The 13943-nt window shown below is 63.2% G+C and carries 12 protein-coding genes; 8 read left to right on the plus strand and 4 right to left on the minus strand.

Features of this window, described 5'->3' with window-relative positions; genetic code table 11:
• The first annotated feature begins 50 nt into the window (after nt 1–50).
• The 6 genes from AAHK20_RS10780 to AAHK20_RS10805 all read left to right on the plus strand — a co-directional run bounded on the left by AAHK20_RS10780 (nt 51) and on the right by AAHK20_RS10805 (nt 5560).
• Nucleotides 51–932 (plus strand): MurR/RpiR family transcriptional regulator, encoded by an 882-nt coding sequence (locus AAHK20_RS10780; protein WP_449181440.1) that lies wholly within the window; start codon nt 51–53, stop codon nt 930–932.
• Nucleotides 925–1959: an inositol 2-dehydrogenase gene (gene iolG, locus AAHK20_RS10785; protein WP_449181441.1), complete on the plus strand. Its 1035-nt coding sequence runs from the start codon at nt 925–927 to the stop codon at nt 1957–1959. Before AAHK20_RS10780 ends, iolG begins: the two co-directional genes overlap by 8 nt.
• Before the next feature lie 21 nt (nt 1960–1980).
• Complete coding sequence (locus AAHK20_RS10790; RefSeq protein WP_449181442.1) at nt 1981–3015, plus strand: Gfo/Idh/MocA family oxidoreductase; 1035 nt, start codon at nt 1981–1983, stop codon at nt 3013–3015.
• Nucleotides 3016–3435: 420 nt separating this feature from the next.
• A complete protein-coding gene (gene aqpZ / locus AAHK20_RS10795; protein ID WP_449181646.1) occupies nt 3436–4185 on the plus strand; it encodes an aquaporin Z in 750 nt (249 codons plus the stop codon).
• Between the two features lie 193 nt (nt 4186–4378).
• Entirely contained in the window at nt 4379–4606 is a 228-nt protein-coding gene (locus AAHK20_RS10800; RefSeq protein ID WP_038713912.1) for a sulfurtransferase TusA family protein, read from the plus strand.
• 300 nt (nt 4607–4906) lie between these two features.
• Nucleotides 4907–5560, plus strand: coding sequence for a hypothetical protein (locus AAHK20_RS10805; protein WP_449181443.1), 654 nt, complete (start codon nt 4907–4909; stop codon nt 5558–5560).
• Between the two features lie 165 nt (nt 5561–5725).
• On the opposite strand, the gene galU is transcribed toward AAHK20_RS10805, so the two are convergent.
• From galU to AAHK20_RS10825, 4 genes are all read right to left on the minus strand, one after another.
• Nucleotides 5726–6607 (minus strand): UTP--glucose-1-phosphate uridylyltransferase GalU, encoded by an 882-nt coding sequence (gene galU / locus AAHK20_RS10810; RefSeq protein ID WP_137332907.1) that lies wholly within the window; start codon nt 6605–6607, stop codon nt 5726–5728.
• 46 nt (nt 6608–6653) lie between these two features.
• Nucleotides 6654–9521 carry a valine--tRNA ligase gene (locus tag AAHK20_RS10815; RefSeq protein ID WP_449181444.1) on the minus strand — a complete coding sequence of 956 codons (2868 nt, stop codon included), beginning with the start codon at nt 9519–9521 and terminating at the stop codon, nt 6654–6656.
• 109 nt (nt 9522–9630) lie between these two features.
• Nucleotides 9631–10155 carry a hypothetical protein gene (locus AAHK20_RS10820; protein WP_449181445.1) on the minus strand — a complete coding sequence of 175 codons (525 nt, stop codon included), beginning with the start codon at nt 10153–10155 and terminating at the stop codon, nt 9631–9633.
• 3 nt (nt 10156–10158) lie between these two features.
• Nucleotides 10159–10506 (minus strand): hypothetical protein, encoded by a 348-nt coding sequence (locus AAHK20_RS10825; RefSeq protein WP_449181446.1) that lies wholly within the window; start codon nt 10504–10506, stop codon nt 10159–10161.
• Between the two features lie 238 nt (nt 10507–10744).
• On the opposite strand from AAHK20_RS10825, the gene AAHK20_RS10830 reads away from it, so the two are divergent.
• Both AAHK20_RS10830 and AAHK20_RS10835 read left to right on the plus strand, forming a co-directional pair.
• Nucleotides 10745–13117 (plus strand): UvrD-helicase domain-containing protein, encoded by a 2373-nt coding sequence (locus AAHK20_RS10830; RefSeq protein ID WP_449181447.1) that lies wholly within the window; start codon nt 10745–10747, stop codon nt 13115–13117.
• The gene (locus AAHK20_RS10835; protein ID WP_449181448.1) at nt 13114–13911 is read left to right on the plus strand and encodes a 5'-methylthioadenosine/adenosylhomocysteine nucleosidase; all 798 of its coding nucleotides are present in this window, start codon (nt 13114–13116) and stop codon (nt 13909–13911) included. The genes AAHK20_RS10830 and AAHK20_RS10835 overlap by 4 nt, the downstream gene beginning before the upstream one ends.
• Nucleotides 13912–13943: the final 32 nt, after the last annotated feature.

Consider the following 13943-nt stretch of genomic DNA (forward strand, 5'->3'; position numbering starts at 1 on the left):
CCCCACTTGGCTTTGCGCCGCGCTGCAGCAATTTAAAGAGGAGACCGGTCATGCAGGACGACAACACCGCCGAATTGCCGAGCGTTGACGAATTGATGCAGCGCATCGCCGACTCCTATGACGCCCTGCCGCGCCAATTGAAGAGCGTGGCGTCCTACCTGGAGCAGCACCGTTCGAGCGTGATGGTCGACCGCACGAGCGACATCGCGTCGAGTTGCGGCGTGCATCCGTCGGCCGTGGTGCGCTTTGCGCAGCGCTTCGGCTTTTCCGGCTTTTCCGATCTGCAGGAAGTCTTCAAGCAGGCTTACACGGGGCAGAGCCCGTCCGGCCAGACCTATAAGCAGCGCATCCGCAAGCTGATCGACGACAAGCCCGGACAGCTCTCGGGCGGATCGGTCGCGCGCGAATTCGTCGCCGCGTGTAAGAGCGGCCTCGACGAGCTCGACGAGAACCTCGACGACCAGGAGTTCGACGACGCCGTGAAGATGCTGCAGCAGGCCGAAAACATCTATGTGATCGGCGTGCGGCGCTCGTTTCCGGTCGCGAGCTACATCGTCTATGCGTTGCAGCACACGCCCAAGCGCGTGCATCTCGTCTCGGGTTTCGGCGGCATGTTTCGCGAGCAGATCCGCAGCGTGAAGAAGGGCGACGTCGTGGTCGCGATCAGCTTCGAGCCGTATGGCAAGGAAACGCAATATTGCCTGCGCGTCGCGCACCATCATCAGGCGAAGACGCTCGTCATCACCGACAGCCGTCTGTCGCCGCTCGCCCGCTACGCGACCACGCAACTCTTTGTGAAGGAGGGGAGCGCGTTCGCGTTCCGCTCGCTGACCAGCACCATCTGCTTGTGTCAGGCGCTGTTCGTCGCGCTTGCGTACAAGCTGGAATTGACCGTTGAAGAATCGAAAGACATTGGAGGATACGATGACTAACGTAGCACCCAGCTCGCCGATCAACGTTGCCGTCTTCGGCGCAGGGCGGATCGGCCGCATTCACGCGGCCAACCTCGCACGCCAGCCGGGCGTGAAGCTCAAGTACGTGGTGGATGTGAATCGCGAGGCGGCCGCGGCGCTCGCGGCCGAGCATGGCGCGCAGGTCGCGGATGTGGATGGCGCGATGGGCGATGCGTCAATCGGCGCGACCGTGATCTGTTCCAGCACCGATACGCACGCCGATCTGATCGAGCATTCGGCCGCGCAGAAAAAGCATGTGTTTTGCGAAAAGCCCGTCGACCTGACGGTGGAACGCGCGCGGGCTTGCGCGGCTGCGGTGGAACGCGCGGGCGTCGTCTGCATGATCGGCTTTCAGCGCCGCTTCGACCCGACGTTCGCCGCCGTGAAGGCGCGCATCGACGCGGGCGAGATCGGCTCGCCGGAGATGCTGATCGTGACGAGCCGCGACCCGGGTGCGCCGCCTGTCGAATACATCAAGCGCTCGGGCGGCATCTTCAAGGACATGCTGATCCACGACTTCGACATCTTCCGCTGGATTCTCGACGACGAAGCCGAGTCGCTGCACGCGACGGGCAGCGTGCTGTCGGACCCGGCGATCGCCGATGCGGGAGATATCGATTCGACGGCGGTGACGATCCGCACGAAGCGCGGGCGTCTGTGCCAGATCAACACCGCGCGGCGCGCGGCCTATGGCTACGACCAGCGCTTCGAGATCCTCGGCAGCGACGGCATGCTGCAAGCGGGCAACGTGCGGCCGACGGAGGTCGTCGCGTACTCGAAGAAGGCAGTGTCGAGCGACGTGCCGGAGGCGTTCTTCCTTGAGCGCTATCGCGCCGCGTATGCGCTGGAAATTGCGCATTTCTTCGAAGCGGTGACGCAGGGTAAGCCCGTTCGCACGACGGTCGCCGACGGCTTGAAAGCGCTCGAACTCGCCGAAGCCGCCACGCGCTCATGGCGCGAAGGCCGCGCGGTGCGGGTGGGAAATGAAGCGGCCAATGACGCGTGACAGGCAAGGGGAGAGCGTTCGATGACTCATGTTGCTAACCGCGCGCCGGTGAAGATCGGCGTGGTCGGCTTGGGGCGCCTCGGCAAACGCCACGCGCAGAATCTCGCGTTTCGCGTGCCTGGCGCTGTGCTCGTCGCGGCTTGCAGTCCCGTCGACGAGGAGCGCGCGTGGGCGCAAGAGGCGCTGCCCGCGCCGCGCCTCTACGCGGACTACGAAGCGCTGCTGGCCGACCAGGACGTCGATGCCGTATGGCTCGTGACGCCGTCGGCGCTGCATGCCGACCAGATCGTCGCCGCCTTGCGTGCCGGCAAACACGTGTTCTGCGAAAAGCCGCTGTCGCTCGACGTGGCCGAATGCGAGCGCGTGCTGGAAGAAGCGAAGCGCCAGCCGCATCTGCAAGCGACGATCGGCTTCATGCGCCGCTTCGATCCGAGCTACCGCGACGCGCACGACAAGATCCAGCGCGGCGCGATCGGCCGGCCGTTCATGATCCGCTCGCAGACCACCGACAAGAACGACCCCGAAGGCTTCTTCGTGCGTTTCGCGCCAACTTCGGGCGGCATCTTTCTCGATTGCACGGTGCACGACATCGACGTCACGCGCTGGCTGTTCGGCAATCCACGCGCCAAGCGCGTGTTCGCCACCGGCACGATCGCGCTGCACGAAGGCTTGCGTGCGTGCGGCGACGTCGATAACGGCGTGGCCGTCTGCGAGTTCGAGGACGGGCGGCTTGCCGTGTTCTACGCGTCCCGCACGATGGCGCACGGCAACGACACGCACACCGAAGTGATCGGCACGGCGGGCGCGCTCGCGATCGGCCATATTCCGCGCGCGAGCCGCGTTGAGATCTACGACGAGCACGGCGTGCGCAACGAATGCACGCCGACGTTCTTCGAGCGCTTCGAGGAGGCTTTCTTGCACGAAGCGCAGGCGTTCGTCGATGCGGTAAGGGGCGGTAAGGCATCGGGCGCGACGCTCGCCGATGCGCTCGAAGCGACGCGTATCGGCAGCGCGCTGCGCGAAGCGCTGACGACGGGGCAGCCCGTCGAGCTTTAACCGCGCGACTTGCCGGGCCACGCCTCCGGGCCCGGCAAGCGCTCTCGTGCCGCCACGACTTGCCATCGCGAATAGGCGATGCGCGCCTCATCCCATTTCTCCCTGTAAAACAGTTCGTCAGCGCAAGCGAGCCATGAATCGCTTAGCGTCACAGTATTACGCCCAATCGGATATCTGATAGCGGCAGTCTTAAGTCAATTGGATAAGATATTTAAGATCGAATATCGAGTTAATTGATGTGACTAGAATGCGACAATAAATCGTATGGATTGCTATGCAAATTGTTCTATACTCACGCCCTTTCACGGCGTGCTACTGGGCGCCCCGTGTCGCATCCATGCATAAACAAGAAAATGCGTTTATTAAGTATTGGATATTTCCGATACCGAATTTCGTCTAACAATCTTTAGGATATTTACTATGTCGCTATCTAAACGCCTCGCTGCAGAGCTATTCGGGACTTTTTGGCTCGTGCTTGGGGGATGTGGAAGCGCGGTGCTTGCCGCGGGTTTTCCGGGGGCGATTCATGGCATGGGAATCGGCTTTGTGGGCGTGTCGCTTGCGTTTGGCCTGACGGTGCTCACGATGGCTTATGCGATCGGTCACATTTCGGGTTGCCATCTGAATCCGGCGGTCAGTGTGGGGTTGACCGTGGCGAAGCGGTTTCCACTGCGCGATCTCGTGCCCTACATCGCTGCGCAGGTTATCGGCGGCGCAATGGGAGCCTTCGTGCTGAAGCTGATCGCCTCGGGCAATCCGGGTTTCGATTTGGTGGCGAGCGGTTTTGCGACCAATGGCTATGACGCCCTTTCGCCGGGAAACTATTCGATGGCGTCGGCATTTCTTTGTGAAGTGGTAATGACGGCTGTCTTTGTGCTCGTCATTCTCGGCGCGACCGGCAAGCGTGTACCGGCAGGTTTTGCGCCCATTGCGATTGGTCTGTGCTTGACGCTGATCCATTTGATCTCGATTCCGGTGACGAATACGTCGGTGAATCCGGCGCGTTCGACGGGGCCCGCGCTCTTTACCGGCGGCGCGGCGATGGACCAGCTGTGGCTTTTCTGGGTTGCGCCAATGGCAGGGGCAATCATCGCGGGACTGACGCACGTGGTGTTTAGCGAGAAGGCGCGGGAAGAGCAGCCGCTGTCGGTTTCAGAATGCGTGCAATGATTTGGGGATGCTCCGAATCGCTGACCACCGCACGCGGCAACGACCCGCGTAGACCGCTGGGAGCAGGTCTGGCTCAAGCTCGGCGCTCGACTGACGCGTGCGGTAAAATTTGACCCTCTGTCCGTATGGCGCGAGTCGAACGCCGGCTCAACGTTGGATGACTCGACGCCTCAACTCCGAAGGTCGATTGCAGATGCAAATTCATAAGGAAGTCGATGCGCGCGGATTGAACTGTCCGCTGCCCATCTTGCGCGCGAAAAAAGCGCTCGCCGACATGGAGAGCGGTCAAATCCTCAAGGTCCTCGCGACCGATCCCGGCTCGCAGCGCGATTTCGCGGCGTTCGCGAAGCAGACGGGCAACGAGATCGTCGAGAGCTCCACTCAGGACAAGACGTTCGTGTTTCTGATGCGCCGGCGCTAAACGCACTGACGCGTTTTCCACCGCTGCGTAAAAAAGCCCTGCTTCGGCAGGGCTTTTTTTCGTCTGCTGATAACGGCGCTTTCGTGTAGCGCCGCCTGTCTGATTCCGCCGAATCGCCTGCCTGATCCGCCAATTTCATTTTGTTTGGTCCTGGGTCCAAGGAAGTCCTAAAGACAAGTTCGTCTACGCCGTAAACCTGCTCGAGCGTGCCCATCGTTGCGAATCGATGCGCGCGCTTTCATTTCCTTACCTGCGCAAACGTTGTCTTTCGGGTCATTCCGTCAAACAAGGATTTCAACAATGAAGAAGTGGGTCGCCGCACTCGTTGCGGTTTTCGCCGTGTGTTCGGGATCGATTGCGCATGCCTCCGAGGTGTATGGGCAAGTCGGCACCGAAGGCGTCGGCATTGGTTACGGTTATTCGTTTGCTTCGATGGCGAACGTCCGCGCGGAATTCAACGGCTTCAGCTTTTCACACGGCTTCGACGCCGGCGGCCTGCACTACGACGCGACGCTCAATCTGTACCACGGCGGCATTTACGGCGATTTCTTTCCGGCGCCCAGCGTCGTGCCGTTCCACTTGACGGCGGGTCTCTTGATCGGTGGCGACAACCTCGACGGCACGGCGACCGCGATGTCCGGCACGTACTCGATCAACGGCACGACGGTCTCGGCGGCGGGCGAACAGATTCATGCGAAGGTGACGTTGCCGGCGGTGCGGCCGTATATCGGCATCGGTTTCGGCCACTCGCCGATTGCGAAGAAGGGCTTCTCGATGTTCTTCGATGCGGGCGTGGCCTATGGCCAGCCGCACGTGTCGTTCGACGTGCCCGCCGAGATCGTGGCGGAAGCCGGGCAGGCGAACGTGAATGCCGAACAGCAGCAGTTGCAGGACAAGGCGAACAACTGGCGCTTTTATCCGATCGTGAAGATCGGCGTGTCTTACCGGTTCTAAACGGTGTTATCTGATTTCGCGTCGCGCCAAGCGGATTGAAGCGAGGCGCGGTGTTGCTGCCGCATTACCCTGTAGTTCGTTTAGTCCCGCCTGTCGTGCCGCACAGAAGCAGCGGCCACGCAGGCGGGCTTTTTTCTTTCGGGTAACGGCAACGCAAAGGGTGACTTAGCTATCCATCACCGGCTGGCGCGTGCGCAGATAGTTCTCGAAGTCGGTTGCGACTTCGGGATGGCGCAGCGCGAACTCGACGGTCGCCTTCAAGTAACCGAGCTTGCTGCCGCAGTCGAAGCGCGTGCCGTGGTACTTGTACGCGAGCACTTGCTCGTCGGCGAGCAGCGACTGGATCGCGTCGGTCAACTGCAACTCGCCGCCCGCGCCCGGCTTCAACGCGCGCAGGTGATCGAAGATGCGCGGCTTCAACACATAGCGGCCCACCACGCCCAGGTTCGACGGCGCGACTTCCGGCGCCGGCTTCTCGACGATGCCCGACATCTTGATGATCGCGTCTTCCCATTCCTTACCGTCGACGATGCCGTAAGACTTCGTATCCGACGGCGGGATCTCTTCGACCCCGATCACCGAGCTGTGATAGTGATCGAACACCTCGATCATCTGCTGCATCACGGGCGGCTCGCCGTACAGCAAGTCGTCCGCGAGGATCACGGCGAACGGGTTGTCGGCGACGAGCTTCTCGGCGCACAGCACCGCATGGCCGAGGCCGAGTGCTTCGGGCTGGCGCACGTAGAAGCAGTCGACATGGCTCGGCTTGATGCTGCGCACGAGCTCGAGCAGCTTGTCCTTGCCGCGCGCTTCGAGTTCGGCTTCGATTTCATACGACTTATCGAAGTGGTCCTCAATGGCGCGCTTGCTGCGGCCCGTGACGAAGATCATTTCGGTGATGCCGGCGGCCATCGCTTCTTCGACCGCGTATTGGATCAGCGGCTTGTCGACGACCGGCAGCATCTCCTTCGGGCTTGCCTTGGTCGCAGGCAGGAAGCGGGTGCCTAGGCCCGCTACCGGAAAGACGGCTTTGGTGACTTTCAACATGGGATCTGCGTCCTCGTGTGTGCTCGAAATAATTCAACCGCCAAGGTCACGCGGGAAGCCGCGAGAGTTGAGCGCTCAGCTTGGCAATGGTGTCTCGATATTCTGACAGCCTTTTCTGTTCCTGTTCCACAACTGCGGCGGGGGCTTTTGCGACAAAAGCCTCATTACCGAGTTTCGCGTTGCACTTGACGATCTCCGCATCCAGACGAGCAATTTCCTTGCCAAGCCGTTCGCGTTCGGCCGCGACGTCGATCTCGACCTTCAGCACGAGCTTGTCGCCGCCGACGATGGCAATCGGCGCGCCGTGCGCTTCGGCGTCGAGCGTCGCTTCGTCGGCGATGATCTTGACTTCCGAAAGGCGTGCGAGCGCTTGCGCGTAAGGGGCGAAGGTGCGCAATTGTTCAGCGTTGCCGGTTGCCAGGAGCGGCACTTTGGTCGCCGGGGACAGATTCATTTCGCCGCGCAGATTGCGGCACGCATCGATGACCGCTTTCAGCTCCAACGCCCAGCGCTCGGCGCTTTCGTCGATCTTTTTCGGCTCGGCGATCGGATAGGGCTGCACCATGATGGACGCCGCGCCTTCCGCTGCGTCGGCCGGGTAGCTCTTCGCGAGCGGCGCGACCTTCTGCCAGAGCGCTTCGGTGATGAACGGGATGATCGGGTGGGCGAGGCGCAGCACCGTTTCGAGTACGCGCAACAGCGTGCGGCGCGTCGCGCGCTGCTGCTCGGGCGTGCCGTTCTGGATCTGCACCTTCGCGAGTTCGAGATACCAGTCGCAGTATTCGTCCCACACGAACTTGTAAATTGCATTCGCGACATTGTCGAAACGATAGTCGGCGAAGCCCTTTTCGACTTCGGCTTCGACGCGTTGCAAGAGCGACACGATCCAGCGGTCCGCCTGCGAGAAGTCGAGATAGCCGCCGGGGCCGCAGTCGCCTGCACCGCACAGCTCGGGCTTGTCGAAGCCGCACTCGTGGCCTTCGCAATTCATCAGCACGAAGCGCGTCGCGTTCCAGAGCTTGTTGCAGAAGTTGCGATAGCCTTCGCAGCGCGCGAGGTCGAAGTTGACGTTGCGGCCGAGCGTCGCCATCGATGCCATCGTGAAGCGCAACGCGTCGGTGCCGAACGACGGAATGCCCGAGGGGAATTCCTTGCGCGTCTTCTTTTCGATCGTCGCGGCCTGCTTCGGATTCATGAGGCCCGTAGTGCGCTTCGAGACGAGCGATTCGAGATCGATACCGTCGACGATATCGATCGGGTCGAGCGTGTTGCCCTTGCTCTTGCTCATCTTCTGGCCTTCGGCATCGCGCACGAGGCCGTGCACGTAGACCGTATGGAACGGTACCTTGCCGGTGAAGTGGGTGGTCATCATGACCATCCGCGCGACCCAGAAGAAGATGATGTCGAAGCCCGTGACGAGCACCGACGACGGCAGGAAGTGTTTCAGTTCCTCGGTCTCGTTCGGCCAGCCAAGCGACGAGAACGGCACGAGCGCCGACGAGAACCACGTGTCGAGCACGTCGTCGTCGCGCTTCAACGCGCCGGTGTAGCCCTTCGCATCGGCTTGCGCACGCGCGTCGGCTTCGGTCTTCGCGACGAACACCTCGCCGTTCTCGCCGTACCACGCCGGGATCTGATGGCCCCACCACAGTTGACGCGAGATGCACCAGTCCTGGATGTTTTCGAGCCACTGGTAGTAGGTGGTCGTCCAGTTTTCCGGCACGAATTTGATCTCGCCGCTGCGCACGACGTTCAGTGCCGTTTCCGCGATCGACTTGCCCGGATTGAACGTGCCTTCGGGAGCCGGCTTGCTCATCCCGACGAACCATTGGTCGGTCAGCATCGGCTCGAGCACGACGTTCGTGCGGTCGCCGCGCGGCACCATCAGCTTGTGCGGCTTCACCGATTCGAGCAGCCCTAGCGCTTCGAGATCGGCAACCACTTGCTTGCGCGCTTCGAAACGATCGAGGCCGCGATACTTCGCGGGCGCGTTGTCGTTGATCTTCGCTTCGAGCGTGAGGATTTCGATCTGCGGCAGCTTGTGGCGCTGGCCGACTTGGTAGTCGTTGAAATCGTGCGCGGGCGTGACCTTCACCACGCCGGTGCCGAACTCGCGGTCGACGTAGTCGTCGGCGATGATCGGGATCTCGCGGTCCGCGAGCGGCAGCTTCACCGTTTTGCCGATCAGGTGCGCATAGCGCTCGTCTTCCGGATGGACCATGACGGCGACGTCGCCGAGCATGGTCTCGGGACGCGTCGTCGCGACCGTGAGATGACCGCTACCATCGGACAGCGGGTATTGGATGTGCCACAGATGGCCGTTCTCTTCCTCGCTCGCGACTTCGAGATCGGACACGGCGGTCATCAGCACCGGGTCCCAGTTCACAAGCCGCTTGCCGCGATAGATGAGCCCTTGCTCGTAGAGCCGCACGAACACATCGGTCACGACCGCCGACATCTTGTCGTCCATCGTGAAGTATTCGCGGGACCAATCGATCGACGCGCCGAGGCGCCGCACCTGGCCCGTGATCGTCGAGCCCGACTGCTGTTTCCATTCCCACACGCGCTCGACGAATTTCTCGCGGCCGAGATCATGGCGCGACACGCCTTGCGCATCGAGCTGGCGCTCGACGACGATCTGCGTGGCGATGCCCGCGTGATCGGTGCCGGGCAGCCACATCGTGTTCTCGCCGAGCATGCGGTGATAGCGCGTCAGGCCATCCATGATCGTCTGGTTGAACGCGTGGCCCATGTGCAGCGTGCCCGTCACGTTCGGCGGCGGCAGCTGGATCGAGAAGTCCTTGACGCCGGCCACGAAGGCCGGCGCAGCGTAACCGCGTTTTTCCCATTCCGGGCCCCACTGGGCCTCGATGGTCTGGGGTTCGAAACTCTTCGCAAGCGTGGTGTCGCTCATGGTGGGGAATCTGCCGAAAAATGCGTGAAAAGATACGTCGAAACGTTCGATTATAAAGGGTCGATGGGGGCGCCCGGGACCGAGCGCCGCACAGGGTGCGGGCGGCGCACTACTCCGGCGGGAACCGCAGCCGCGAAAACGCGCGGCCGGCGAGAATCGCGCGGCGCTCGATGTCCGCGGCGGATTCGATCAGCCCGCGCTCTTCGAGAAACAGCAGATACGCTCGCGTCGACACCTTGCGGCAGTTGTCGGGGAGCAGAAAGCTCGCGCGGGCGATCTTGTGGTCTTCGAATAGGAATACGCCGGTTTTCCCCGACGACAGGCCGAAGTCGTTCATCGCTTCCTGGATCGCCAGTCCGCCGAGGTTCGACTTGCGGACCGTCGATGCCTCCACCTGCGCCTGCGTGTAGCGGCGATGGACCTTGGTCTCGATGACTGGCAGGCGCCGCTCGCCGACCCAGCGGGCGATGCGCTCGCTCGTCGGGGTGCGGTTGCGCGTGACTTCGTGCAGCACCATGTCGACGATCTCGACGGACCAGCCCGGCTTCAGAAGCAGATCGAGCGCATCGGCATAGGCGAGGGTGATCAGCGGCCCGGCATCGGGGAGCAGGGCGACGGTTGAAGCGGCCGCCATCCGTCAGTCGAGCAGCGAGTTCAGGTCGTCGGCCATGCGCCGCGTTTGCGCGTCGGGCAGGCGCGGCATCGGCAGGTGCGCCTGGGCCATCAGCAGGAACAGGTCTTCGTCGCTGTCGATGCCGAGCGCATCCATCGCCTTGCGGTCGTGGATGCGGCCCAGCGAGAAATCGAGCAGGGTCCGGAAGTTCTGGTTGCCGCTCGCTTCCGCCGCTTCGAAGGTCTCGACGAGATAGCGCAGCTCGGCGTTGAACAGCGCGTTGACCGAGGTGTCCGCCTTCGCGGCGAGAACCTTGGCCCGCTTGAGCAGGTCGCGATCGACCGAGCCGGTGAAATTGACGGTGTCTGCCATGACTAAGCTCCGATGGAGTAGGTCAATCTAACACATAATTATGTGTTGCACTTAGTTGTGTGTCGGCTTGTGCCTCACGATCCGATCCAAAGGGATAAACAGGATCGCGGCAGGGCTAGGCGTCTGCGGTCACGCCCGCGACTTATAATGTGCGATTCGCTGTCGACTCCGCCACGCACGCGCCGGGCACGCCGCCCGCGCTGTCCCGGCCGCTAAGCTTCTCCATTCCCGCTCTCCCATGCCCGAACTGCTTGCGAATCTGAATCCCGAACAACACGCCGCCGTCACGCTGCCGAACGAACCCGCGCTGATCCTGGCCGGGGCCGGCAGCGGCAAGACGCGCGTGCTGATCACGCGCATCGCGTGGCTGATCCAGCATGGGCTCGCGTCGCCTGCCACCGTGCTCGCCGTCACGTTCACGAACAAGGCCGCGCGCGAGATGATGGCGCGCCTCTCGGCGCTGCTGCCGATCGACACGCGCGGCATGTGGATCGGCACCTTCCACGGCCTGTGCAACCGGATGCTGCGCGCGCACCACCGCGACGCGGGGCTGCCCGCCACGTTCCAGATTCTCGATACCGCGGATCAACTGTCCGCGATCAAGCGCCTGATGAAGGGCCTGAACGTCGACGACGAGAAATATCCGCCGAAAAACCTCCAGTACTTCATCAACAACGCGAAGGAGCAGGGGCTGCGGCCAGAGCACGTCGATGCGTCCGACAGCTTCAATCTCAAGTTCGTCGAGCTCTACCAGGCGTACGAGCAGCAGTGCCAGCGCGAAGGCGTCGTCGACTTCCCGGAACTGCTGCTGCGCTGCTACGAACTGCTCGCCCACAACCCGCCGCTGCGCGCGCATTACCAGGCGCGTTTCCGGCACATCCTCGTCGATGAGTTCCAGGACACCAACAAGCTCCAGTACGCCTGGCTCAAGATGCTCGCCGGCGAATTGAACGCAAACCCGAACGCGATCTTCGCGGTCGGCGACGACGATCAATCGATTTACGCGTTCCGCGGCGCGAACGTCGGCAACATGCGCGACTTCGAGCACGAATTCAAAGTGCGGCACCTGATCAAGCTCGAGCAGAACTACCGCTCGCACGGCCATATCCTCGACGCGGCCAATCAACTGATCGCGAACAACTCGCGGCGGCTCGGCAAGAACCTGCGCACCGACGCGGGCCACGGCGAGCCGGTGCGCGTCTACGAGGCGGCCACCGATTCGCAGGAAGCCGGCTGGATCGTCGAGGAGATCAAGGCGCTGATCAACACGGGGCTCGCACGCGGCGAGGTGGCGGTGCTCTATCGCAGCAACGCGCAGTCGCGCACGATCGAGCACACGCTCGTCAATGCGGGCATCGCGTACCGCGTGTACGGCGGCCTGCGCTTTTTCGAGCGCCAGGAAGTGAAGCACGCGCTCGCGTATCTGCGCCTCATCGACAACCCGAACGACGACACCGCGTTCGCGCGCGTCGTCAACTTCCCGGCGCGCGGCATCGGCGCGCGCTCGATCGAACAGCTTGCGGACGCGGCGCGTCTCTATAACTGCTCGATGGCGGCGGCGATTCCGTACGTGACTGGCAAGGCCGGCTCGAGCCTCGGCGCGTTTGCGAATCTGGTCGCGAAGATGCGCGCCGAGACGCAGCAGATGAGCCTGCCGGAGACGGTCGAGTACGTCGTGCGCGCGAGCGGTCTCGCGGACTTCTACCAGAACGAGCGCGAAGGCCAGGACCGTCTTGAGAACTTGCAGGAACTCGTGAACGCGGCCACCGCGTTCGTCAGCGAAGAGGGCTACGGGCTCGACACGCCGGCCCGCTCTATCCCGCTGCGGCCCGGCGCCACCACGGCGCTCGAGATCGCGGCGGTGCCGGGCGATCCGTCCGCCGTCGTGCTCGATCCGGCCAGCATCACCGATCCCGCGCAGAACCCCGACACGATGACGCCGCTCGCGGGTTTCCTGTCGCACGCCTCGCTGGAAGCGGGTGACAACCAGGCGCAAGCGGGCCAGGACGCCGTTCAATTGATGACGGTGCACGCGGCGAAGGGGCTCGAGTTCACGGCGGTCTTCATTACGGGGCTGGAAGAGGGACTCTTCCCGCACGAGAACAGCGCGCTGGAACAAGACGGGCTCGAGGAAGAGCGGCGGCTCATGTACGTCGCGATCACGCGGGCCAAAGAGCGGCTGTATCTGTCGTTTGCACAGAGCCGGCTGCTGCACGGCCAGACGCGCTACAACATCCGCTCGCGCTTTTTCGACGAGCTGCCGCAGGAAACGCTCAAGTGGCTCACGCCCAAAGTCGAGGCGGGGGCGCGCTGGGGCGGCCGCTCGGACAACGCCGGCTGGGGCCGTGATTGGTTTGCGCGTCCCGATCGCCAGGAAAGCTATGCGGGCGCAGCAGTCGATCAGGCTCCGTTGCCCGCGTTCGCGAACACGCAACGCGCGGCCGACACGGGCTTCAAGGTCGGCCAGGCCGTGTTTCACACGAAATTCGGAGAGGGCACCGTGACGGCGCTCGAAGGCAGCGGCGCCGACGCGCGTGCGCAAGTCAGATTCAAGCGGCACGGCGAAAAGTGGCTCGCGCTGGCCGTCGCTAAATTGCAGGCGGTCGAATGAGCGAGGCAACGATGGAACCGACGGAATCGAAGCGGCAACGGCCGCTGGGCGTGCTGGCGGCGCTGCCGCAGGAATTGGGCGATCTCGTCGACGCGATGCGCGCCGACGGCGGGTTGCGCACCGTGACGCTCGGCCGGCGCGATTATCACGTCGGCACCGTGTACGGCGTGCCGTGCGTCGTGACGCTCGCGCGCGTCGGCAAGGTCGCGGCCGCGGCGACGGCGAGCGCGCTGATTCACGTGTTCGATGTCGATGCGATCGTGTTTACGGGCGTCGCGGGCGGCGTGGGGAGTCATGTGCGCGTCGGCGATGTCGTCGTCGCGAATACGCTGCTGCAGCACGATCTCGATGCGTCGCCGCTGTTCCCCCGCTATGAGGTGCCGCTGCTTGGTGTGACGCACTTTGCCGCACACGCCGGGCTCGCCGATGAACTCGCCGCTGCCTGCGATCGTTTCGTCGCCGACGAGGGCGCGGCGCTCGCCGAGCGTTTCCGCTTGCACGGCGCAAATGTGCATCGCGGGCTCGTGATCAGCGGCGATCGGTTCGTGTCGAGTTCGGAGGAAGTCGGCGCGCTGCGTGCCGCGCTGCCTGACGCGCTCGCGGTCGAAATGGAAGGCGCGGCGATTGCGCAGGTCTGCTACGAGCACGACGTGCCGTGCGCGATCGTGCGGACCATCTCCGACACCGCCGACGATCACGCAACCGCGTCGTTCACGTCGTTTCTCACCGATATTGCGCACGCGTATTCGTCGGGGATCTTGCGGCGGTTTCTGGAGGCGCGCTCGCGGGTTTGAGCCGCGAGCCTGTACCAGCGAGTCTCGCGCGC

The sequence above is a fragment of the Trinickia camelliae genome, from assembly GCF_053525655.1.